This is a genomic window from Alteromonas sp. Mac1, assembly GCF_001562125.1.
Classification (GTDB): domain Bacteria; phylum Pseudomonadota; class Gammaproteobacteria; order Enterobacterales; family Alteromonadaceae; genus Alteromonas; species Alteromonas stellipolaris.
This window is the reverse complement of record NZ_CP013932.1, coordinates 1486472-1508997: the sequence shown is the minus strand read 5'-3', so window position 1 is coordinate 1508997 and position 22526 is coordinate 1486472. Positions and strand designations below refer to the sequence as shown.

General features: G+C 42.6%; 21 protein-coding genes. 10 read left to right on the top strand and 11 right to left on the bottom strand.

What is annotated here, in order from left to right:
* Positions 1-22 precede the first annotated feature (22 nt).
* Positions 23-430 carry an OsmC family protein gene (locus AV939_RS06320; protein WP_057792142.1) on the bottom strand — a complete coding sequence of 136 codons (408 nt, stop codon included), beginning with the start codon at positions 428-430 and terminating at the stop codon, positions 23-25.
* 26 nt (positions 431-456) lie between these two features.
* Positions 457-1329: a CvfB family protein gene (locus tag AV939_RS06315; RefSeq protein WP_057792140.1), complete on the bottom strand. Its 873-nt coding sequence runs from the start codon at positions 1327-1329 to the stop codon at positions 457-459.
* A 65-nt stretch (positions 1330-1394) separates the two neighbouring features.
* Here AV939_RS06315 and AV939_RS06310 point away from each other — a divergent pair, with 65 nt between their 5' ends.
* The 4 genes from AV939_RS06310 to AV939_RS06295 all read left to right on the top strand — a co-directional run bounded on the left by AV939_RS06310 (position 1395) and on the right by AV939_RS06295 (position 4730).
* Positions 1395-2123, top strand: coding sequence for a 5-oxoprolinase subunit PxpA (locus AV939_RS06310; RefSeq protein ID WP_061997378.1), 729 nt, complete (start codon positions 1395-1397; stop codon positions 2121-2123).
* 111 nt (positions 2124-2234) lie between these two features.
* The gene (locus AV939_RS06305; protein WP_057792137.1) at positions 2235-2939 is read left to right on the top strand and encodes a 5-oxoprolinase subunit B family protein; all 705 of its coding nucleotides are present in this window, start codon (positions 2235-2237) and stop codon (positions 2937-2939) included.
* A complete protein-coding gene (locus AV939_RS06300) occupies positions 2929-3861 on the top strand; it encodes a biotin-dependent carboxyltransferase family protein (protein ID WP_061997377.1) in 933 nt (310 codons plus the stop codon). Before AV939_RS06305 ends, AV939_RS06300 begins: the two co-directional genes overlap by 11 nt.
* 2 nt (positions 3862-3863) lie before the next feature.
* Positions 3864-4730, top strand: coding sequence for a D-amino acid aminotransferase (locus tag AV939_RS06295; RefSeq protein WP_061997376.1), 867 nt, complete (start codon positions 3864-3866; stop codon positions 4728-4730).
* Positions 4731-4866: 136 nt separating this feature from the next.
* Here the strand turns inward: AV939_RS06295 and AV939_RS06290 are convergent, their stop codons facing one another.
* Together AV939_RS06290 and AV939_RS06285 are read right to left on the bottom strand one after the other, a co-directional pair.
* The gene (locus tag AV939_RS06290; RefSeq protein ID WP_231751174.1) at positions 4867-5865 is read right to left on the bottom strand and encodes a LacI family DNA-binding transcriptional regulator; all 999 of its coding nucleotides are present in this window, start codon (positions 5863-5865) and stop codon (positions 4867-4869) included.
* Between the two features lie 105 nt (positions 5866-5970).
* Positions 5971-6564: a gluconokinase gene (locus AV939_RS06285; RefSeq protein ID WP_061997374.1), complete on the bottom strand. Its 594-nt coding sequence runs from the start codon at positions 6562-6564 to the stop codon at positions 5971-5973.
* A 284-nt stretch (positions 6565-6848) separates the two neighbouring features.
* On the opposite strand from AV939_RS06285, the gene AV939_RS06280 reads away from it, so the two are divergent.
* Positions 6849-8189: a GntP family permease gene (locus AV939_RS06280; protein WP_057792128.1), complete on the top strand. Its 1341-nt coding sequence runs from the start codon at positions 6849-6851 to the stop codon at positions 8187-8189.
* A gap of 303 nt (positions 8190-8492) precedes the next feature.
* On the opposite strand, the gene fur is transcribed toward AV939_RS06280, so the two are convergent.
* A complete protein-coding gene (gene fur / locus AV939_RS06275) occupies positions 8493-8918 on the bottom strand; it encodes a ferric iron uptake transcriptional regulator (protein WP_057792126.1) in 426 nt (141 codons plus the stop codon).
* A gap of 314 nt (positions 8919-9232) precedes the next feature.
* On the opposite strand from fur, the gene AV939_RS06270 reads away from it, so the two are divergent.
* Positions 9233-11239 carry a methyl-accepting chemotaxis protein gene (locus AV939_RS06270; protein WP_061997373.1) on the top strand — a complete coding sequence of 669 codons (2007 nt, stop codon included), beginning with the start codon at positions 9233-9235 and terminating at the stop codon, positions 11237-11239.
* A 96-nt stretch (positions 11240-11335) separates the two neighbouring features.
* Here AV939_RS06270 and fldA read toward each other — a convergent pair whose 3' ends face one another.
* From fldA to AV939_RS06245, 5 genes are all read right to left on the bottom strand, one after another.
* Positions 11336-11860, bottom strand: a complete 525-nt coding sequence (gene fldA, locus AV939_RS06265) for a flavodoxin FldA (RefSeq protein ID WP_013784294.1) — start codon at positions 11858-11860, stop codon at positions 11336-11338.
* 29 nt (positions 11861-11889) lie between these two features.
* Positions 11890-12108, bottom strand: coding sequence for a DUF2788 domain-containing protein (locus AV939_RS06260; RefSeq protein ID WP_057792124.1), 219 nt, complete (start codon positions 12106-12108; stop codon positions 11890-11892).
* 110 nt (positions 12109-12218) lie between these two features.
* Complete coding sequence (locus AV939_RS06255) at positions 12219-13001, bottom strand: alpha/beta fold hydrolase (RefSeq protein ID WP_061997372.1); 783 nt, start codon at positions 12999-13001, stop codon at positions 12219-12221.
* A gap of 119 nt (positions 13002-13120) precedes the next feature.
* Complete coding sequence (locus AV939_RS06250) at positions 13121-13522, bottom strand: H-NS histone family protein (protein WP_061997371.1); 402 nt, start codon at positions 13520-13522, stop codon at positions 13121-13123.
* Between the two features lie 114 nt (positions 13523-13636).
* Entirely contained in the window at positions 13637-15286 is a 1650-nt protein-coding gene (locus AV939_RS06245) for an electron transfer flavoprotein-ubiquinone oxidoreductase (RefSeq protein WP_061997370.1), read from the bottom strand.
* A 365-nt stretch (positions 15287-15651) separates the two neighbouring features.
* Here AV939_RS06245 and AV939_RS06240 point away from each other — a divergent pair, with 365 nt between their 5' ends.
* Together AV939_RS06240 and AV939_RS06235 are read left to right on the top strand one after the other, a co-directional pair.
* Positions 15652-16404 carry an electron transfer flavoprotein subunit beta/FixA family protein gene (locus AV939_RS06240; RefSeq protein ID WP_061997369.1) on the top strand — a complete coding sequence of 251 codons (753 nt, stop codon included), beginning with the start codon at positions 15652-15654 and terminating at the stop codon, positions 16402-16404.
* The gene (locus AV939_RS06235; RefSeq protein ID WP_061997368.1) at positions 16401-17327 is read left to right on the top strand and encodes an electron transfer flavoprotein subunit alpha/FixB family protein; all 927 of its coding nucleotides are present in this window, start codon (positions 16401-16403) and stop codon (positions 17325-17327) included. The genes AV939_RS06240 and AV939_RS06235 overlap by 4 nt, the downstream gene beginning before the upstream one ends.
* A gap of 96 nt (positions 17328-17423) precedes the next feature.
* On the opposite strand, the gene AV939_RS06230 is transcribed toward AV939_RS06235, so the two are convergent.
* Positions 17424-17732, bottom strand: a complete 309-nt coding sequence (locus AV939_RS06230) for an isoamylase early set domain-containing protein (protein ID WP_057792111.1) — start codon at positions 17730-17732, stop codon at positions 17424-17426.
* A gap of 361 nt (positions 17733-18093) precedes the next feature.
* On the opposite strand from AV939_RS06230, the gene AV939_RS06225 reads away from it, so the two are divergent.
* Positions 18094-19350, top strand: a complete 1257-nt coding sequence (locus tag AV939_RS06225; RefSeq protein WP_061997367.1) for an efflux RND transporter periplasmic adaptor subunit — start codon at positions 18094-18096, stop codon at positions 19348-19350.
* Entirely contained in the window at positions 19350-22499 is a 3150-nt protein-coding gene (locus AV939_RS06220; RefSeq protein WP_057792106.1) for an efflux RND transporter permease subunit, read from the top strand. The genes AV939_RS06225 and AV939_RS06220 overlap by 1 nt, the downstream gene beginning before the upstream one ends.
* Positions 22500-22526 lie beyond the last annotated feature (27 nt).

The window sequence follows — 22526 nt, the reverse complement described above, 5'->3', positions numbered from 1 at the left end:
CACTAATAGATGGTGTATTAGCCTAATTCTGTGTGGATTCAACTAAAGTATAGCTGGTGGTGATCTCCACATTGCCGGTTAGCATCAACATTACTGAGCAATACTTTTCAGTAGAAAGTTGTACCGCACGTGCTAATGCTTTCTCGGTCACGCTGCTTGCTACCACTGTGTAGTGAGCATGAATTTTTGTAAACACCCGTGGGGCGTCATCAGCACGATCGGCTTCTAATTCGCATTCACAGCTTTCAATTTCGTGACGACCTTTCTTAAGGATGTCTACCACATCAATACTGGAACATGCGCCAACGGCCATCAATACTGATTCCATTGGTGATACCGCATTTCCACTACCGTCCATGACGGTTTTATACCCACTGTCTGTTGTACCGGTGAAAGTGAGGTCTTTATCCCATGAAACTTGTGCTTTCATTGTACTTCCTACCTATTACTTCCTACTTACGATTGGGTGAGACGAACGGCGTCTGCGCCAATGGTGATTTTCTTTTGCTTATACAACGCGCCTAATGCTTTTTTATACGCGGCTTTACTCACATTAAAATGCTGGTAAATAGCATCGGGCGGACTTTTATCCGTGAGTGTTGAAATACCACCGTGGGCTTCCAAATCATCTAAGATGGCTTGCTGCAAGGCATCACGAGTTTCCTTATCATGACGTTGTAACACCACGTCAATCTTGCCATCTTCACGGATGGTTTTAACTACGCCATCAGTAGATTGCCCTACTTTAAGCGGTTTAAATGCATCACTATGAAATATTAGGCCCAAGGCTCTTTCGTTCAATACCACTTTAAAGCCTAAGTCAGACTTGGCATAAACTAAGCAACTTACATTTTCACCTTCACTAAGATAGGCGCTGCCTTCTTTAAGGAAGTAATGCAAACGGGTTGCCCCTAAAATTCGATTTGTTTTTTCATCAAAGAAAGCGTGAACAACGTAATACATACCGGGATCGATAGGCGATTCTTGATAATCGGCGGGTATGAGTAAGTCGTTCTCTAAGCCCCAGTCGAAGAAAGCACCAAAGTGTGTAGCAGAGACCGCTTTAAGTACCTTGGTTTCACCTACTTGTATGCGCGGTGGCTTCAAGGTAGCAAACAAATCGCCGCGCTGATCGGTAGCCACAAACACATCTAAGGTTTGTTCCACTTCCAGCGGTGTGGTTACTTCATCGTGAGGTAAGGTTACAGTAGGCATATCTTCACTACTGTAGTCGGTTGAATCTACATTATCGGTAAGTGGCGCTAATGCATAGCCGAACGGATATTCCGCTACCACTTTTAATGTATTAATTTTTCCAATATTTATCATTAACACTGACTTTTAAAAAAGAACAGGTAACATGATATCGGATTGAGGTTAAGAGCTAAACACTTATGAAGTTAAATTGCGATTTAGGTGAAAGTTTCGGTGCATGGCAAATGCCTGTAGATGCCGACATTATGAAATTTATAGACCAAGCTAACATTGCGTGCGGCTTTCATGCTGGCGATCCCGTGGTGATGAAACAAGCTTTGTATCTGGCAAAAAACAGTAATGTAGAAATAGGCGCGCATCCTTCTTATCCCGATTTACAAGGGTTTGGACGTCGAAGTCTCGCTATGCCAATAAAAGAACTGATAGCCTGTGTTCAATATCAAGTAAGTGCATTGATGGGCATGGCCAGTATCGTTGGCGTGCCAGTGAGTTATGTGAAACCCCATGGTGCGTTATACAACGATATGATGCTTGACCCTCAAGTGCGCACTGCAGTTATGCAAGCTGTGGGTAGTATTAATAAAGGTCGCTTGGGGCTGATGGTGCAATCTCATGCGCACAATGAAGCGCTGGTGCTTGAAGCGCAAGAATATGGATTGTCGCTAATATTCGAAGCGTTTTCCGACCGTCGTTATACCGATGAAGGTTTTTTGCAGCCCCGCTCACAAGAAGGCGCGGTGTTAACTGCCGCAGAAGCGTTAACGCAAGCAAAGCTTTTGATTGAAGATGGGGAAGTCATTACTGTTAGCGGGCAAAGATTGCCATTACAGGCTGACACACTGTGCGTGCATGGCGATACTGCCGGTGCAGTTGAAATTGCGCAACAAATTCGTGTATGCATGAAATAGACGGCATGAAGGCATAAGCAATAGCGCTAAGCGTATTCATTCTTTACTTAATAAATCACGCAAATGCCTTAACATCGTCACAATTTCACCCTTTTTATTAAGGATATTACTATGCATCCCTTTGGGGATATTAAGCAGATTGTACCTGCTGGTTTAGATGCCATACTTTTGTATTTCGCGGGCGACACGGTAGATGCTGCCAATGCGCGATGTCAGCATTGGTTGCATGCCATTACGAACTTGGCGTTTCCATGGCTAAAAGAATGCGTGCCGGCATACGATTCGTTGCTGCTGGTTTTTGATGCCCACAAAGTGGATAGCCATTATGTTTATCAGATGCTTCGCTCACTGGCAGCGCAAGATCCAAAGATAAGGATAAATGGTACTGACGGTGTTAGTGTGAAAACTCATGAAATACCCGTGTGGTACGGCGCAGAAACGGCTAACGACTTAGCGTTGGTTAGTCAGAAAACGGGCTTAAGCGAGCAGGATATTATTGATGCTCACATCAGCATGACTTACAAAGTTTACGCTGTAGGCTTCGCGCCGGGCTTTGCTTATATGGGGAACGTGCCCGCTACCTTGCACTGCGCTAGATTAGAAACGCCACGAAAGCAGGTACCAAAAGGGGCGGTTGCCATTGCCGATGCGCAAACCGCTATTTACCCCTCGTCATCGCCTGGTGGCTGGCACTTGTTGGGTCTATGCCCACTGAACTTAGTTGATACTAGCCATAACGCGCTTTTAAAAGTAGGTGATAATGTAAAGTTCGCGCCTATTTCAGAACAGGAATTTAGAGACTTGCATGAAGGTTAGTGTTGAACAGAACGGTTTGCTGAGCCTAATTATCGACAGCGGTCGGCAAGGTAAACAGCATCAAGGCTTTTGTCAGTCAGGCCCAATGGATGAAGAAGCATATTGGTGGGCGAATTATCTAGCTGGTAACCAAGAAAATACGCCTTGTATTGAAATTATAGGCTGCGCAGTATTTGTTTTTGATACCAACGGGCAGTTGGCGGCTACCGGTCGCAATGTGGTTTGCTTGGTCAATGGTCAATCGGTTTCCCCATTTGAAACTATCTTTGTTAAAGCTGGTGATAGGGTATCCATCGACAGTGAACATATGGGCAGCAAAGCCTATCTAGCTATACAAGGGCGGTGGCAAGTGCCATCACCTTTGGGCAGTGCGTGCACGGTTTTGCGCGAGGGGATAGGCGGCCTTGAAAACAAAGGTGCACCGTTAGGGCTTGGCGATGCTATCGATATTGAAACCCCAGCATTACGAAGCGCTCACAGAGCGCTGGCATCGAAGCACTGGCCGCATTACGACTTGAACCAACCCATAGCGTTAATTCTTGGTTACCAAGAAGACAAATTTAACGCTTCTGAAAAAGGGCGGTTGTTTTTAAATGATTACACGGTAACAACCAATATTAATCGTATGGGCTATCGATTGTCTGGTGCCCCCATACATAGCCACATTACTAAAATGCGCTCAGAAGCAATACACATTGGCGCGATGCAAATTCCGCCCGATGGACAACCTATTGTGATGATGCGAGATAGACAAACCTTAGGAGGCTACCCCAAGCTTGGCAGTGTAAGTTTGCTTGATGTTAATCGTTTAGCACAAGCGGTGCCGGGGGAGACTGTTACTTTCATAAGTCAGCACTACGACGATGCTCGCGCCGCATTTTTATTGAATTGGCAAAAACGACTTCGCCTTACAGGAGAATAAGAGTGACCATTGCATTTTTAAACGGCGAATTCATGCCGTTATCAGAAGCTAAAATATCCCCCATGGACCGAGGCTTTTTGTTCGGGGATGGCATTTATGAAGTGATACCCACTTATCATGGGAAGGCAGTGGGCATGACAGGGCACTTAAGCAGAATGCGCGATGGATTAGCCGCAATTTCTATCACTAACCCTTATAGTGCACAGCAGTGGCAGCAAAACTTAGATGGGCTTATTGACGCCAATGCCAGCCATTTTCCAAGCGGAAATATTGGCGTGTATTTTCATATTAGTCGAGGCACGGACACCAAGCGTTATCATGCCTACCCGCAAAATATTACGCCCACCGTATTTGGTTTTGCATTTGAAATTGCACCCGCTCAACCGCTAGAAGCAGATAAAGTTAAACCGTTCAAAGTAGCGCTTGAAGAAGATAAACGTTGGCAGCGATGCCATATCAAATCAACGTCATTGTTAGGTAATGTCATGCACTTTCAAGCGGGGGTAGAAAGTGGTGTGCAAGAAACTATTTTGCACAATAGTGACGGTATTATTACTGAGGCGAGTTCATGTAACGTTTTCATGGTAAAAGATAATGCTATTTTCACCCCACCATTAGATAACCAACTTTTACCCGGGATCACCCGCCAAATAGCGTTAGAAGCATTTAAAAAAGCGGGCTTGGTAGTAGAAGAAAAGTGGTTCACCACGGAAGATTTATTCAATGCAGACGAAGTGTGGTTAACATCTTCAAGCAAGGAAATTGCCCCTGTAATTGAAGTTGATGGTAAAACCATTGGTATTGGTGAAGTAGGGCAGATGTGGGAAAAAGCCATAAAGGCTTATCACAATTATAAGTTTGAGGCTTAGGTAACAGAGTTAAAAAACTTACGTTAAAAGCTCAAACTTAGGGCTTAAAACGAAACGCTTGATGTTTGAAGCCTGAATCTAAGCCTGTAACACTGCTGTAAAATGAAGGGTAGGGAAGCGCAAGCAGGCAAAATGCCTAGGCGGTTTCCCTAATTTTAATATGGTAAGGAAACACTTTACGTGTTTCGCTTACACTTTTACCTTCAATAACTGATATCAATGAACGGGTGGCTAATTCAGCCATCTCCCTTCTTGGTGTGGATACCGTGGTAAGGGAAGGGTAAATAGCTTTCGCAAAGCTCAAATCGTTGAAACCACATATATCAATGTCTTTTCCCGGTTTGATCCCCCGGCGATTGCATTCCATTACAGCTCCGGCTGCAAGTTCATCACTAACAAAAAATATGGCATCTAAGTCTGGCCATTTGTGAAGCGATTCCACTAGTAATTCAGCGCCCGCTTGAAATGAGGCATCAGCACGTGACTGAAGGCACATATCATCTTGCAACTTTGCATTATGAAGGGCTTGCTCCCAGCCTCGTTTTCTAAGTACAGCACGCCAATCAAGCAGCAATGAACAAAAAGCAATTTTCTTTCTGCCCTTTACGTTTACTAAATAGTCAGTCATTTCTTTTCCCGCATTGAAATGATCTACACCATAGTTGATATCAAAAGTAGAATCCGACATATCCATAATTTCCGCCACCGGTGCATCGGTGGTTTTTAACATTTTTATGGTTTCGTCGGTGTGGCGACTAGAAGTGAGAATAAAACCTGAAACCGCTTGTTGAATATAAGATTCAACAATACGTTCCTCTCCTAATTCTGAATAGGTAGCGTCACCAATCATTAATGCATAGCCAAGTTCATCAGCAACGGCTTTCACGCCTGAAACTACATCATTAAAAACATTGTTTCCAAATGAAGGGAGTAGTAACGCAATCGTTTTATTGTTTTGAATAGATAAACTTTGTGCTGCACGGTTGGGGATGTAATTTAAGTCCTTAGCCGCTTTCTTTATTTTCAGCGATAACGCTTTAGAAATACTACTTGAATCTTTAAGTGCGCGGGAAACCGTAGTTTTGTGAATACCTAAATGTGCTGCGATATCTGAAATGGTTGTACGTTTTTTCATAATTTTCATAGGGTATATTCAATTTTTATTACTTGTGCGCAGTTTACATTTTAAGCCGTGATGAGGGCGCTATACGGCTGTATAAAAGGGGCTTTGTTCCTTGGGTTATGTCGCCTCTGTCACTGAGCAGATAAACGCTTTACAGGTAGCCACTACCTCATCGACACTTTGTGTCACGTCTACAAATAAAGCCTCATCTTTAGTGGGTACTTCAAGGGTAGAAAGCTGACTTTTGAGCATATCATCGCCCACAAAAAAATGCTGTCTTTGTTTAAGCCTCTGGCCAATGGTATCGGTAGAGCCATGTAAGTAGATGAACCTTACATTTGATTGAACGCCTTTAGCTAATGGACTTGTTTTCTCTTCAGCTAGTTTTCCTGTTAGCCCTTCACCCATGCCTTCACCCATGCCTTCACATAGTATGGCTCGGTAGGATGCTTTAAGCGCTGAACAAGAAATAATAGCGCTTTGATTATTTGCCAAATGATCTTTGGCAATTTTATTCAAATGGGTTAGCCAGTCCCATCTGTCAGCATCTTCTAACGGAATACCAGCAGACATTTTTTCTACGTTAGCGGCAGGGTGATAACTATCACCTTCCTCAAAAACGAGTCCCAGTTGAGAAGCTACACGCTCGCCGATGGTAGATTTCCCTGTGCCTGAAACCCCAGTAATAAAGAAAACGGTATTTGCAGTCATTCATCTACCTTTTTGATTCAATGCTAAGCAATGAGCCCGACACTACATTGATTAATTTAAAATAAGCATAATTCGGAAACCGGTTGCGTTCAAGATTTCTTTATAATATTGTTACGGCGAATAAACAATTTGTTAACGTAGCGTTGCGTGGAATAACAACGGGTTGCCAGAGGTGTTCTCTGTTTACTAAATAATAAAAATCATAATCGTGTACCTCAGATTTTTACGTGCCGCTAATTGCAGGTTCAAGTACGGACTTAAGTGCAGGTTTATAGGGAAGAAACATGTCAGATACTTTTTCACTTCTTTTTTTCGCCATCATCAGCATTGTGCTGCTTGCCTATTTGGTTATTGCTAAAAAAGTACATGCATTTATTGCCATTATTATTGCAGCAGCTTTTGTAGGATTAGGCACGGGAATGGACGCCACAGAAGTGCTCAATTCAATGCAAACCGGTATGGGAAATACCCTTGGATTTGTTGCCACCATAGTGGGGCTAGGCGCAATGTTCGGGCAATTCTTAGAAGAGTCGGGTGGTGTGGATAGACTGGCGCTAACCATCAAACAGAAGTTCGGTGAAAAAAATAGCCAATGGGCACTGGTAATAACCGGTTTCCTTGTGGCGATACCTGTGTTTTTTGAGGTAGGACTCATTATATTAATGCCCTTGATATACTCAATGGCGCAAAAAACCGGTAAGTCATTAATTTATTATGGCATTCCTTTAGCTGCTGGGCTTGCGGTTACCCATGCCTTTATTCCCCCCACGCCTGGGCCAGTTGCCGTGGCGTCTATTTTGAATGCTGATATAGGCCTAGTGATTTTATTTGGTTTTATTGTTGGTGTGCCATGTGCCTGTATTGCTGGCCCAATTTACGCATCGTATATCGCCAAAAAAATCTACGTGCCAGTGCCGGAACATATTAGAAATATCGAGGCTAGGCCAGTAGAAGCATTGCCCTCGTTTTCATTAGTGGCCGCATTGTTATTCTTTCCTCTGGTAGTGATCCTCATCGGGTCAATTGCTAAATTTGTGTTAGCCGACGGCATAGTAAAACAGGTATTTATTTTTGTTGGACATCCATTTATCGCACTCACCATCGCGACTTTGGCATGTTTTAAGTGGCTGGGTAAAAACCAAGGCTTAAGTGCAGATCAAGTGAGAAATGTGGCATCGAAAGGGTTAGAGCCAGTAGCACTTGTGATATTAGTGACAGGTGCGGGTGGTATGTTTAAACAAGTATTAATCGATTCGGGGGCAGGACAAGCTTTTGCTGATGTGGTGGCACTTTCACCCTTACCACCGCTTATGGCTGGGTTTCTTATTGCCATTTCTGTAAGAATCATTCAAGGCTCGGCAACGGTTGCAATGTTAACGGCTGCAGGTCTGATGGCACCTGTGGTAAATGCACTGTCGTTATCACCGTCTTTATTAGCGCTAATGACCATCTCTATCGCTGCTGGTGCAACAGCTATGTCTCACGTAAACGATACGGGGTTTTGGATCATTAACCGATATTTCGATATCTCAGTAAAAAATACCTTAATTTCTTGGACCTGCATGGCAACTATCATTGGCGTTGTCGGGCTGATGCTAACACTCCTCTTAGCCATGTTCGTCTAATACTCACTCATCAATAAATACAAATACCCAACCTGTCTTAAAGGGGGGGGGGGATATGGACTATTTCTGCATTTGTTCAGGAAACCGGTTTTTTTAAAAAGAATGTTTTTTATCCGATGGGGTAGACCACGGTATTGAACAAACTCGCTGTAATGGGTAGCAATTTAAATGATGATTAAAGCTCTAACCTAGTTGAGGCGAAATTGGTACGACACAATGCGATGTAATTCTTCAAACTAAAAAGGCCCTTCAATTTACATTGAAGGGCCTTATTGATATGCAAAATTAATTATGTTGCGATAATTAGTCGTTACCTTCGCAATTGCCATCTGTACATTCACCATAAAGGTACAGACTATGGTGGGTAAGCTTAATATTATGTTTTTTCGCAATCATGTCTTGGCGCTGTTCGATAATATCGTCTTCAAACTCAATTACCTTGCCGCATTTAAGACATACTAAGTGATCGTGATGTTCTTTGTGGCTTATTTCAAAAACTGATTTGCCGCCTTCAAAGTGATGGCGATTCAATATACCCGCATCATCGAATTGGTTTAACACGCGATACACTGTTGCAAGACCAATCTCTTCTTCCTGTTCGATCAGAATCTTATACACGTCCTCGGCACTGATGTGTTGATTTTGAGGTTCTTGCAAAATTTGCAAAATCTTGAGACGTGGCAGGGTTACTTTTAAACCTGCTTTTTTAAGTTCTTTATTCTGATCCATTACAACCTACTGAGAACGAGATGTTTATCAATGGAGCTATTATAGGTAACTCGTCAGGATTTAAAAGTAAAACTACTGTTTCTTGTGCGGTACGATGGAAATTCGAACGAATTAATAATTTTGACCGAAGTAGCTTGCTGCTGACTATTTTATTTTTTGAGGACAGACCAGTTTGTAAGTGCCAGTTATTGTTAATAATTAATGATATCTATCTAAACTTAAAGTGCATATTTTTAACATTCTGTTAAACTTGTTGCAATAATGGTAAAACGAGGTTGGTACGTAGATTTCATCGCGTACCTTGAACTATGCCAATGCAATTAACAGTTATAAATAAAATAAAAATCGGTTTTGGCCTTTTTGGTTGTTTGTTACTTCTCACAAGTATTCTTTCTTATTTCGGTTTAAACGACATTAGGGGTTCAGCAGAAGACGTGGTTGAACGCAAAATGCCAGCCCAAACCAGTATGCTTAAAGTGAAAACCGAGATCCTGTCGTTATCTGTCGTTACAGCAAATGGTTTTCACGAAAATACGCCTGCCGCTTTGTCTCAAAATCAAAAAGAGTTCGAATCTTTGTCGAATGAGTTTGTTGCCGATCTCGATAACCTAACCATTATTCTTCCAGGCAATTCCATTGCGGTAGAAGCAGTAGAGGCAAGCTTAGCTTACGTAGCAAACAGTCATGGTATGTATACCGCCTTAGCGAAGCGAATGGCGTTGGAAAGCGCGTTAGAGGACAAACTAAATGAGGTATTAAGCGCAGCAGATGAAGCAAGCGCTTTAATGCTAGATTTGTCCTACTTAGATTCAGATAGTCCAAGCCTAGACACTTTGATTGGTGCAGGTACTAATATTGACAATAAGCTGCTCACAACCAGTGATTCGTTCAGCGAACTAGCTGCCAGTGAGGACGAACAAGACACCGCCAATATTATTGACGATATAAAATATCAAATTAGTAATATTACGGTAGATAAAGATTACATAAATCGCCTTATACTTGATATTGATGATGGGGGCACGGTCGCCGCTTTTAACGAGCAATTTGCGTTAGTCACCGAGAACGTTAATGGCGCTAGTGGTTTAATTGCATTGCAACAAAAAAAATTAAATGAAATCGCCTTAGCACAGGTAAAAAAGGATGAAGCATTAACGGCCTTGCAGTTAGCGTTAAGCAGCATTAATACACTGTTTGATAGTGTGCAGTCTGAATCTATTCAAGGGCAAAATGCTATTCTTGAATCAGTGCAAACCAACTTAGTCAAAAACTTTATTGTGGCCGTTATCGGCCTGATTGCAGCAATTACGTTAGCTGTTCTAGCAACACGCAGTATCTCTACACCTCTTGGAAGAATTAATGAAGGGTTAACTCAACTAAGTAAAGGGGATTTAAGTCACACGCTGCCTGAAATAGGGAATGATGAGTTTACTGCGCTTTCTGTTAAAGTGAATAGCTTAACCAATAGCTTGCGAGAGTTAGTAGGGAATATTTTAGAGCAAGAAAAACGCTTAATTACCATTACTAAAGAGAGTGTCGCATTAGGTGAAAAGAGCTTACAAGGAGTGGATGAACAACGTAAACAGGTAACGGTGATTTCTACCAATACCCAGGATGTTCAAAATACAAGCCGTAGCAATTTGAGGCAGATAAATGATGCCATGGAAGCACTGCATACGGTAACCGCTCAAAGCGAAGAAATTAGTGTGCTGGTTGTCCAAAACCGCAATCAAGTAAACAGTCAAGCCCGTCAGGCTGAAGAGTCCGCAGATATTATAAATCGATTAGATGGACACTCACGCAGTATTGGCAGCATACTGGATGTAATTAAAACCATTGCTGAGCAAACTAACTTGTTGGCGCTTAACGCCGCGATTGAAGCAGCTAGAGCAGGAGAGCAAGGCAGAGGCTTCGCTGTGGTAGCCGATGAAGTGCGCACCTTGGCAAACCGTACGCATAACTCGACAGAAGAAATTGAGTCTATGATTGGCAATCTTCAAAAAGATGCCGAGAAGGCGGTGAAAGCAATAAACGCGGGTAGGGAACAAGCCCAGGAAGGGGTAGAAATTACCCAACAGGTGTCGCAGCAGGTTGAAAGTATTAGAGAAATTATTGCTCGTTTAAGTCAGATAAATGAGCATATTGTTTCAGATACCCAGCAGCAAGATGTATTGCTTGCAGATGTTGCGTCTAGCTTGAATACCATTGTTACATTGGCTGATTCTAGTGCCCAAAGTACCCGTCAAGCCAATGAGTCGACTATGATGCTAGATGCTCAAACTGACAGCCTTAGAAGAGCGGTAGAGCGTTTTCAGCTTTAACCCTGTCGAGTATTTAAGAGTTATTTAAAATACGCCAACAAAAACGCCGCTAACATAAGCGGCGTTTTTATTACTCATAGGCTTGAAGCTGATGAATTAGGCTAGCTCAGACAAACACAGTTCGTCGTGAATTTGCTTACACCATGACTTAACACGCGACTCGGTAAGCTCTGGCTGACGGTCTTCATCAATACCTAAGCCCACAAAGTGATTGTCGTCTGCCATACCTTTAGATGCTTCGAAATCGTAACTCTCGGTAGGCCATTGTCCTACTAAGATGGCGCCACGGCCTTCAACGATATCGCGAACCATACCCATAGCGTCAAGGAAGTATTCTGCATAGTCTTCCTGATCGCCACAGCCAAAAATAGCCACGAGCTTGTCGGTAAAATCAATGTCTTCTAGTTCTGGGAAGAAATCATCCCAGTCACACTGCGCTTCACCGTAGTACCAAGTAGGGATCCCGAAAATAAGCAAATCAAACTCTGCTATATCTTCTTTGCTGCTCTTGGCAATGTCTTTTACATCAATTAGCTGTTTACCCAGTTCCTTCTGGATCATTTTCGCAACATGTTCGGTATTACCGGTGTCACTTCCGAAAAACAGGCCAACGCTTGCCATATCAAACCTCTATTATTCGTTACTAGTTACTATACACCTGTGCTTAGCCAGAACCATTCAATGATTCCCTTTGCTAGGAAACCAATGGCCCCTAAGCCTAATACCCCATAGGTCACAACACGCCCAATTAACGGCACATTATTTTTTGATAGGACATCGTGTACCGCAAAGCTCATCAATACAAATAGTATAAATAAACCGCCGTACAGCATGATGGTTTCAATTAGCTCAAAGTTTTCTGCAAGCATAGTGTCTTTATTGGAAAAAATCTGGCGCAACTATATCACAGTATATACGCCTAGCAGAGTCAAAAAGGGTCAAAAAAAAGTAATAATAGTCATTCGCATCTTAGATGGCGTTAACTTGTTGCCTTTTCTAATGTGCGAGCCACAATTGCATTGAAAATACTTGGTTTCTCAGCATGTAGCCAGTGCCCTGTACCCTCAATAATGTGAGCCTTGGCACGAGGAAAGTATTTTGCAATTTCCTTCCTATAAGAATTATTAATGTAATCTGACTCGGCTCCTTTGATAAACAAGGTTATCCCTTCAAAGGTCAAATTACTTTGAGGCCAATCAAGTATTCGTGAATAACTTTCAATTAATCCATCAACATTAAAGCGCCATTGCCACTCGTTGTTTTCAGTTTGGTATAAGCTTTTAAGTAAGAACTGCTGTACACCAGGTTCTTTAACATATTCAGAAAGAGCGGTTTGTGCCTCTTTCCTATCACTTATCGCGTCTAGAGGAACGTTTTTGAGGCCATCAAACACCGCTTGATGACTATGTGAATATTTGACGGGGGCAATATCTGCCACTATTAAATGGCTAACACGGTCAGGGTTTAATAACGCAAATTGCATTACCACTTTACCGCCTAAGGAATGCCCTAAAAAGGCAGCTTTATCAACCTGGTTATTATCGAGTATTTCAACGATTCCCGTTACTGCGGCTTCCAACGTAAATCCGTCAGTCCAAGGGGATTGCCCATGATCAGGTAAATCTATACTAATAATATTATAAGTGCTTTCGAAATGGCGCTTAACGCCTGCTAAATTGTCAGCACTACCAAACAAACCATGAACTAACACTAGCCATGGTGAATTTTTCTGGGCTTCGGATAATTTGAAATGCAAAGACACTTTATACCCTATTAAAAATAGTAATTAAGACTAGTAGTGGGGGGAAATTTAAAAATGACAAGAGATAGGGGGGTTAGCAGTAAACTAACTCACTGCTAACCCACTTTATAGCATTAGCACTACGCGTTTACTGAATAGTCTTCCAACGACTTTCCGCTTTCAAGTGCTTCTTTGTATACGCGAGGCATACGACCAATGCCTGTCCAAGGGTGGGTAACACCTTCGCTATCCGTTAATTTGTATTTAACTGGACGCTTTTTACCTGCCTTTTTAGGAGTGTCTTCATTTAATGATTGTAAGTCTTCGAAGTTTAAACCCGCTTCTTCCATTTGTTTTTTAATTTCTTCAAGCTTGGCGCGTTTTTCTTGGCCGATTTTTTCTTCTTCAAGCGCTTTTTCTTTTCTTTTATCAATAATGTTTGCAAGTTTTTCTTGCACAGTTTCTAGCTCTTGAATGCTTAATTCCTTTACAGCACCTTGTAAACGTCTTCCATGGGTTAAAATATCTAAAAATTCGTTCATTTAATAACCTTAGCGTTTCGTAGTGGATTTTTCGGGCGAATCATAATTAAATTTAGCACAAAAAAAAAGCGGAGAAAGTCCGCTTTTTAATTTTTTAAGATAAATGGCTTTAAATTACATGTTCGGGTAATTTGGACCACCGGCACCTTCGGGCACAACCCAACGAATATTTTGTGAAGGATCTTTAATATCGCAGGTTTTACAATGCACGCAGTTTTGCGCATTAATTTGAAAACGTTTAGACCCTTCTTCTTCAATTATTTCGTAAACACCGGCGGGGCAGTAGCGCTGCGCAGGCTCTGCGTATTTAGGAAAGTTTACTTCTAAAGGAATAGAGGCATCTTTTAATTGTAAATGACAAGGCTGCTCTTCTTCATGATTGGTGTTTGATAAAAATACCGAAGAAAGTTTATCAAAACTTAAAACGCCATCCGGTTTAGGATAGGCAATTTCTTTTGCATCAGAAGCCAAATCAAGTTGGGCATAATCTTTATGTTCGTCTTTCATAGTGAAAAACAAATTACCATTAAAGAAGTTCTGCTCTAGGGTATTAAATGCGCCACCCCAGAAATTACCTAATTTATGAATAGCCGGTCCGAAATTACGTGAACGGAATAATTCATCATATACCCACGAATTTTTAAATTTATCGGTATAGTTAGTTAATTCACTTTCAGGTGCCTCGACATCTTTCGCTAATGCTTCAATAATGGATTCAGCAGCTAACATGCCTGATTTCATGGCAGTGTGGTTGCCTTTAATTTTAGCAAAGTTAAGTGTCCCTGCTTCACAACCTACTAATATTCCACCCGGAAACGTCATTTTAGGTAAAGAATTAAAACCACCTTTTGCAATAGCACGGGCTCCGTAAGAAACACGCTTACCGCCTTCCAAATATTGTTTAAACACAGGGTGATGCTTTAACTGCTGGAATTCATCAAACGGGCTCAAGTATGGGTTGCTGTAGTTCAAATCAACAATAAGACCTACAAATACCTGATTATCTTCTGCGTGATATAAATAGCTACCGCCAGTTGCGTCGTTTAGCGGCCAACCAGCACTGTGTACTACTAATCCAGGTTGATGCTTAGCAGGGTCGATATCCCAAATCTCTTTAAAGCCTATTGCGTAATGTTGAGGCGAGGCGTCTTTATCAAGCGAAAAGTGCTCGATAAGGTCTTTGCCTAAATGCCCACGGCAACCTTCAGCAAATACCGTGTATTTCGCACGAAGTTCCATACCTGGCATATAGCCATCTTTTGGTTGTCCATCTACGCCAACACCCATGTCGCCTGTTAGTACACCACCAACACTGCCGTCGTCATTATAAATGACCTCTGAAGCCGCAAAGCCTGGAAAAACTTCCACACCGAGTTGTTCCGCTTGCTCAGCTAACCAGCGACAGACATTACCCATCGACACAATATAGTTACCATCGTTATGCATGGTTTTAGGGGTAATTGCGTTTGGTAGGCGTTTTGATGATGATTCACTATTCAATAAATAAATATGATCTTCGGTCACTGGGGTGTTCAAAGGTGCGCCTTTTTCCTTCCAATCTGGAAAAAGTTCGTTCATTGCTCTAGGCTCAAATACCGCACCTGAGAGAATATGTGCACCCACTTCAGAGCCTTTTTCGACAACACAGACCATGAGTTCTTGGTTGTTTTCATTGGCAAGCTGCATAAGCTTGCAGGCGGTTGATAGTCCAGCTGGGCCGGCACCGACGATGACTACGTCAAACTCCATCGATTCTCGTTCCACGGGTGGCTCCTTATGTTCGGTTTTTTATAGTGCACTATTGATGAAACAAATAATGCGATGTGTCAAAAACATGTAAATTAATTGTCGCCCTGAAAGGTAATCTAGGTTGACGTTTACGTCAACAGTAAGTACATTGCAGGGAGTTTACGTTAACGTTAACTAGCAGCACAAATACTGTGCAAGTAAACGCGGTGTTAATGATATTTTGGGTCTAGCCTTTTGAAAATGTCTTCGCCGCTACGCAAAGTTAGCGTAAAGCACATTGTTTAAGTTTCAGAATGCGTGGTGAAGTAACGCTGTTTTCTTAACTGCTTTTTAGCATGGAATAGCAACATACACCGACGAACTCAACAATTGAGGTAAATATGAAAATACTCGTCCCGGTCAAACGCGCGATCGATTACAACGTTAAAGTAAGAGTGAAGGCCGATAACTCTGGCGTCGATCTTACTAACGCTAAAATGGCCATTAACCCTTTTTGCGAAATTGCTGTTGAAGAAGCAGTAAGACTAAAAGAGAAAGGGATAGCGACAGAAATCGTTGTGGTTTCTATTGGCGATAAAAGCTGCCAAGAACAAATTCGTACTGCGTTAGCACTAGGCGCCGACCGCGGTATTCAAATTGATACAGACCAAAACCTAGATTCTCTTCAAGTTGCTAAATTGCTTGCTAAAGTTGTTGAAGAAGAACAGCCTCAGTTGGTGGTATTGGGTAAACAAAGTATCGATTCAGACAACAACCAAACCGGACAAATGCTTGCTGCATTAACCGGTATGCCTCAAGGCACCTTTGCATCAGAAGTAGCGGTAGATGGAACAAGCGTCAACGTTACTCGTGAAGTAGATGGTGGTTTACAAACCGTTGCCTTAACGTTACCAGCCGTTGTAACGACCGATTTACGTTTGAATGAACCACGCTATGCTTCGCTACCAAACATTATGAAAGCGAAACGTAAGCCGCTAGATGTTAAATCAGCTGCCGACTTCGGTGTGGCACTTGAATCTAACGTCAAAGTGCTCAAAGTAACACCGCCACCTCAACGTGAAGGTGGAGTGAAAGTTGCGGATGTTGCAGAGTTGGTGGAAAAACTTAAGAATGAAGCAAAGGTGATCTCATGACAGTTCTTGTATATGCCGAGCACGACAATGCTAGTTTGAAGTCGGAAACTGCAAAAATGGTTCATGCTGCAGCGAAAATGGGTGGCGATATTCACGTGCTTGTCGCGGGTGAAGGTTGTCAGGCCGTTGCTGACAGTGCTGCAAAAATTGACGGTGTAAGCAAAGTATTGCTTATCGACAATGCAGTGTACAAATACCAGCTTGCTGAAAACGTAGCTGATTTAGTGTTATCACTTGCTGATGATTACAGTCATTTATTAGCCGCAGCTACTACAACAGGTAAGAACTTCATGCCTCGTGTTGCTGCACTTTTAGATGTTGCTCAAATTTCTGACATCATTGGTGTTGAAAGCGAAGATACCTTTATTAGACCTATTTATGCTGGTAACGCTATTGCGACAGTACAATCGTCTGATAGCAAAAAGGTGATTACCGTACGTGCCGCTTCTTTTGATGCTGCAACTACAGGCGGAAGCGCTGAAGTAACGACACTAGATGTGGTTAAAGTAAGCGAAAAATCTAGCTTTGTATCTGAAGAGCTTACTGAGTCAGAGCGCCCTGAGTTGACCGCTGCTGAAGTGGTTATTTCTGGTGGTCGTGGTATGCAAAACGGTGAAAACTTCAAGTTACTTGAAGGTATTGCTGACAAGCTAGGTGCTGCTATTGGTGCATCACGTGCTGCAGTTGATGCGGGCTTCGTACCGAATGACATGCAGGTAGGTCAAACGGGTAAAATCGTTGCACCGCAGCTGTATATTGCCGTAGGTATTTCAGGTGCCATTCAGCATCTTGCCGGTATGAAAGACTCTAAAGTCATTGTTGCTATTAACAAAGACGAAGAAGCGCCTATTTTCCAAGTTGCAGATTACGGCTTGGTGGGGGACTTGTTTGATGTGTTGCCTGAACTAGAAAACACACTGTAAATACAACGCTTTTATCAAAGTCAAAAAAGGCTGCCTTTAAACGCAGCCTTTTTTAATGCTCGTATAAACAGTTAGAAACCGCTGACGAGGGCAGTGTTAAACACGAACCACAGAATTATCTTCACTTCCAATGCTAGAAGGGAGATAAGCATCGGCGGCCCAATCGTTTTCCCACATATCACCATCGAGTAGATAGCGAAATTGGTACTCATGATCAGTTTCTAGGTTAATAGTCAGCGTAAAATCGCCGCTCTTTAGTTTTTTCATCGTCAGAGGTTGCTTGTCCCACTCGGTAAAGTCGCCCACAAGGCTAGCTTCGTCAGCATTTTTTGCTTCTTCAGCGGAAAGGCGGAATGTTACTTTACAAACGGGTTTAGATTTCAGGTATTGCTTTTTTAGGCTCATGACAGGTCATCCCTTTTAGCGTAACAAATTCGTTGTTGCATCGATAAGTGCAACTTTTCCTGCAAGTGTGCAGGTGTTTAAATAATCAACGATTATTGCTCATTTGGCAATCTGACATTTTAATTCTAGGCGGATTTTTTTATATTACGTTGAGTAGCGCAATAATTAGTTGAATAATTCACAATTTTTAACAAACGAAGACAAGCGCTTCACGTTGAAACACATTACACTAGAACCAATAAAAAAATAATAAATCACGTATAGCTTTAACCCATTGTTCGCCAGACACATTTCACTTATACAAATAGGTGAGTCTCGGTTCAACGGTTAAGCATCAGTACTACGTTTTATAGGGAAAATAATGAAAAACTCCATTTGGATCAAAAGCGGTATACCTCTTATCATCATTCTGGTCGCGTTTGTTATTGCGGCAATTATGATTTCCTCTCGTAAGCCGCCAGAGCAAATTCCCGTTGAAACGCAAGCCTTCCTTGTTGATGCCAAACCAATGGAATACCAACCTGTTAGCTTTGTGGTTGACTCACAGGGCAACGTAGTACCTCGCAACAAAACATCACTTAGCGCACAAGTTAGCGGCCGCGTCGTGAGTTTGTCTGATAAATTCATTGTTGGGGGTATGTTCCAAAAGGGGGATGTGCTAATCACCCTTGAACAAGATGACTACCGCACCGAAGTAAAGTTGGCCGAAGCCGAACTAGCCCAAGCTCGTGCTGCTCTTGAAGAAGAACTAGCAAGAGGTAAGGTAGCAGAACAAGAATGGCGTTCAGTCAGCAGTGTTGTGCCGCCAGAGCTAGGTTTGCGTAAGCCTCAACTAGCAAAAGAGCAGGCAAATGTTAAAGCTTCAGAGGCAAAATTAGAGCGTGCCAACCGTAACCTTGACCGCACATTAATTAGAGCGCCCTACAATGGCATTGTAGTTGAGCGAAACATCGACTTGGGTCAATTTGTATCAGCTGGGGCCACGGTGAGCACCGTCTATTCAACTGACACTGCTGAGGTACGCTTACCCATCACCGACAAAGACTTAATGTTTGTTGATATTGGTAACCAATCAAGCAATCAATCTGACGTGACGTTAAACGCGACAGTAGGCGGCAAAAATAGAACTTGGACAGGTAAGTTAGTTCGCTCAGAAGGTATTTTGGATTCTGGAAGCCGTGTTCTTTATGCCGTGGTTGAAGTTAAAGACCCTTATCAATTTAACGGTGGTGATAATGCGCCACTTCGTTTTGGTCAGTTCGTTCAAGCCAAAATTGTTTCTCATCAAAAGCAAGACTTAACCGTATTGCCGCGCTCGATATTGCGCCTTGATAACACAGTGCTCACCGTAAATGATAACCGCGAAATTGAAATTGTACCGGTAGACGTAGTACGTACCACGGCAGATGAAGCCTTCATTGGCAGTGGCTTAAACAGTGGCGCGTTAGTGGTGACCAGCGCAGTTCCAAATCCTTATAATGGTATGAAAGTCAGACTTCCAGGTGATGAGCCTGCCATGCCACCAGAAGCAGAGAACGATAAAGAGTCAGACACTCACTCAGTAGACGTTAAAGACGATACTACTGTAACTAGCCCTGCTTCTTCTGGGGGTAAGTAATGAGTCAAATTGATACGGAAAAAGGGTTAATCGCTTGGTTTGCGCGCAACAGTGTTGCGGCAAACCTGTTGATGTGGTTGTTAATCGTTGGCGGGCTATTTGGTGCCTTTAGTATTCAAAAGCAAGTTTTCCCTAGTTTTGAAATAGATATCATCAACGTTCGCGTACCGTATTTGGGTGCTGCGCCTCAAGAAGTAGAAGAGGGCGTAATTCTCAAGATAGAAGAGTCGATTAAGAATTTAGAAGGCATTAAACAAGTCACCTCTACTGCGGTAGAGGGGATGGGTACGGTGAGCATTCAAGTTGAAGAAGATTACGATATCCAATCTTTACTTGATGAAGTGAAGGTGCAAGTTGATGCCATACCTCTTTTCCCAGCCGATACAGAAAAGCCGGTTATCTATCGCCAAAAAATTCAGCAAGATGTTATTTGGATATCTGTGTTTGGCGATGCCAGTGAACGTGAACTAAAAGAGTTTGCAAAAGACATTCGCGATGATGTTGCAAACCTTCCCGGTATTTCGAGTGTGCAAGTTGTTGGTGCCAGAGACTACGAAATTTCGGTTGAACTGTCTGAGGTCGACTTACAAAAATATAACCTGACTTTTGCCGACGCGGTTAGTCGTTTAAGTCAATCGAGTATCGATTTACCTGGTGGTTCTATTCGTACAGAAAATGGTGACATTCTGCTTAGAACCAAAGGGCAGGCTTACACGGGTTGGGATTTCTCTCAAATAGTGTTGGTTACCAATTCTGATGGTACACGGGTAACGTTAGGCGATGTTGCTTATATAAATGATGGTTTTATTGAGAACAACCAATATGCATTATTCGATGGAAAGCCAGCGGTTAGCCTTCGTGTGCAAGCGGTGGGTGATCAAAATGCATTAGAGATATCAGAACAAGTAAACGGCTACATCGACGAGAAAAAGAATGACTTTCCAGCTCATATTTCCGCCGACACATGGGGAGATAGTTCGTTTTATCTAGCGGATAGATTGAACATGATGCTAGAAAATATGTTTTTTGGTGGCTTGTTGGTGTTCTTGGTACTGTCGTTGTTCTTAAGAATAAAGCTGGCGTTCTGGGTTATCGTTGGCTTGCCTGTGTGTTTTTTGGGTACGCTACTGGTTATGCCTATCGATATGCTTGGTGTGTCTATCAATATGCTGAGTTTATTTGCCTTTATTTTGGTGCTTGGAATAGTGGTGGACGATGCCATCATAATGGGAGAATCGGCCTATTCCGAAATTGATCAAAAAGGGCACAGCACTGAAAACGTGATTGCTGGTGTTAAGAAAGTGGCTATGCCAGCCACCTTTGGGGTGCTTACTACCATAGCGGCATTCTCTCCTATGCTAATGGTATCTGGTCCCTTTGGTGTTATTTGGAAAACCATTGGGCTAGTGGTGATCATTTGTTTGGTGTTTTCATTAATTGAGTCGAAGCTTATTTTGCCTGCACATTTAGTGCATATGAAACTAAAGCCTTACGATCCTGCGAAGGCAAATAAACTTCAAAAGTTTAGAGACTTTTTCAGTGAAGGTATTAAGCGTTTCATACACAATGTTTACGCGCCATTTTTAGAAAAGACCATACGTAACCGTTACACCACGGTATCCGTTTTCTTAGCCATGCTAATCCTTACTATTGGTTTGTTTGGTGGCGGCATTGTTCGATTTGTTTTCTTCCCCAGTATTCCTAGCGACTTCATGTTTGCAAGTTTTGAGTTAGAGCCAGGCTCTTCGCTAAAACAGCGAGACGAAGTGCTTACAGCATTACGTGAAGGCATGATGCGTATGGATGAAAAGGTGCGTGACGATACTGGTGAAGGTGTAATTAAACATTCCATGGCGTTTGATAACGGTGACTTGGGCGGGGAGGTGTTCGCCGAACTGACCAAAGGTGAAACTCGTACCATGGCCGATTATGAAATTCATCAGTTGTGGCGTGATGAAATGTCTGAAATTCCAGGCGTTAAGACGTTCAGTATTGGCGCCCCTGGTGGCCCAGGTGGTGGTGCTGATCTTAGCTTCGAATTTAGTTCTGGTGATATTAGGTCGTTAAGAGCCGTAAGTGATGAACTAAAAAGCATCTTGTCGGGTTACGATGGTGTAACCGACATTAACGATACCTTCTCAGGTGGTAGTGAAGAGATTCAATTAGCATTGAAACCTCAAGCCGATGCATTAGGTATTACGCTACAACAACTTGGGCAGCAAGTACGTTTTGGCTTTTACGGTGCGGAAGTACAGCGTATTCAACGTGACGATGAAGAAATTAAAGTCATGGTGCGTTACCCAAGAGCAGAGCGTAGCTCAATTGAGCATTTAGAAAATATGCGTATTCGTGCGCCAAACGGACAAGAGATACCTTTCCAGCAAGTGGCTAGCTTCACCGTGGGCGAAGGCTTTGATTCTATCATTCGTGTAGATGGCAGCCGTTCTGTTACGGTAACTGCTGTGGTAGACAAGGCATTAATGGATCCGTCTGAAATTACAGGTGAGGTTATCGACTCTGTCATGCCTGATTTGTTGGCACGCTACCCTAAAGTTGATTTCCAGTTACAAGGAAACGCAAAAGAACAAGCTGACGCTATGATGAGTTTGGCGCAGGGCTTGTTGTTTGCCTTATTTGCGATTTACGCGCTATTGGCAATTCCTCTTAAATCTTACAGCCAACCATTTATCATCATGTCAGTCATACCTTTTGGTGTGGTGGGTGCCATTATTGGGCACCTAGTATTAGGCATGGCGGTGAGTGTGCTGTCGATTTGCGGCATTATTGCGTTATCAGGTGTTGTGGTTAACGACAGCTTGATTATGGTGGACTTTGTTAACCGTGCCCGCCAAGAAGGCCATTCATTAATGCGCGCAGCAATTAGCGCAGGTACCCAGCGTTTCCGCGCAATTATATTAACGTCGTTAACCACCTTTATGGGGCTAATGCCAATTGTATTTGAGCGAAGTCTTCAGGCACAAATTGTTATTCCTATGGCAATTTCATTGGCGTTCGGCATTTTGTTTGCAACGGTTATTACTCTGCTATTAGTACCGGCCTTGTACCTAATATTGAACGACATTAAAAATGTATTCAAAGGTAGAAAGCATACTGAATCAGTAGGTTCTGCATCGATAGAGCAACAGTAACACGGGCTAATAAATTCAAAAACTCCC

Excerpts from the sequence above, each read along its gene's own strand:
- AV939_RS06285 (WP_061997374.1), bottom strand. The coding sequence starts at position 6,564 with ATGACTGCAAATACCGTTTTCTTTATTACTGGGGTTTCAGGCACAGGG.
- AV939_RS06280 (WP_057792128.1), top strand. The coding sequence starts at position 6,849 with ATGTCAGATACTTTTTCACTTCTTTTTTTCGCCATCATCAGCATTGTG.
- AV939_RS06240 (WP_061997369.1), top strand. The coding sequence starts at position 15,652 with ATGAAAATACTCGTCCCGGTCAAACGCGCGATCGATTACAACGTTAAA.
- AV939_RS06230 (WP_057792111.1), bottom strand. The coding sequence starts at position 17,732 with ATGAGCCTAAAAAAGCAATACCTGAAATCTAAACCCGTTTGTAAAGTA.
- AV939_RS06290 (WP_231751174.1), bottom strand. The coding sequence starts at position 5,865 with ATGAAAAAACGTACAACCATTTCAGATATCGCAGCACATTTAGGTATT.
- AV939_RS06305 (WP_057792137.1), top strand. The coding sequence starts at position 2,235 with ATGCATCCCTTTGGGGATATTAAGCAGATTGTACCTGCTGGTTTAGAT.
- AV939_RS06220 (WP_057792106.1), top strand. The coding sequence starts at position 19,350 with ATGAGTCAAATTGATACGGAAAAAGGGTTAATCGCTTGGTTTGCGCGC.
- AV939_RS06260 (WP_057792124.1), bottom strand. The coding sequence starts at position 12,108 with ATGCTTGCAGAAAACTTTGAGCTAATTGAAACCATCATGCTGTACGGC.
- AV939_RS06225 (WP_061997367.1), top strand. The coding sequence starts at position 18,094 with ATGAAAAACTCCATTTGGATCAAAAGCGGTATACCTCTTATCATCATT.
- AV939_RS06235 (WP_061997368.1), top strand. The coding sequence starts at position 16,401 with ATGACAGTTCTTGTATATGCCGAGCACGACAATGCTAGTTTGAAGTCG.
- AV939_RS06320 (WP_057792142.1), bottom strand. The coding sequence starts at position 430 with ATGAAAGCACAAGTTTCATGGGATAAAGACCTCACTTTCACCGGTACA.
- fldA (WP_013784294.1), bottom strand. The coding sequence starts at position 11,860 with ATGGCAAGCGTTGGCCTGTTTTTCGGAAGTGACACCGGTAATACCGAA.
- fur (WP_057792126.1), bottom strand. The coding sequence starts at position 8,918 with ATGGATCAGAATAAAGAACTTAAAAAAGCAGGTTTAAAAGTAACCCTG.
- AV939_RS06300 (WP_061997377.1), top strand. The coding sequence starts at position 2,929 with ATGAAGGTTAGTGTTGAACAGAACGGTTTGCTGAGCCTAATTATCGAC.
- AV939_RS06310 (WP_061997378.1), top strand. The coding sequence starts at position 1,395 with ATGAAGTTAAATTGCGATTTAGGTGAAAGTTTCGGTGCATGGCAAATG.
- AV939_RS06270 (WP_061997373.1), top strand. The coding sequence starts at position 9,233 with ATGCAATTAACAGTTATAAATAAAATAAAAATCGGTTTTGGCCTTTTT.
- AV939_RS06315 (WP_057792140.1), bottom strand. The coding sequence starts at position 1,329 with ATGATAAATATTGGAAAAATTAATACATTAAAAGTGGTAGCGGAATAT.
- AV939_RS06250 (WP_061997371.1), bottom strand. The coding sequence starts at position 13,522 with ATGAACGAATTTTTAGATATTTTAACCCATGGAAGACGTTTACAAGGT.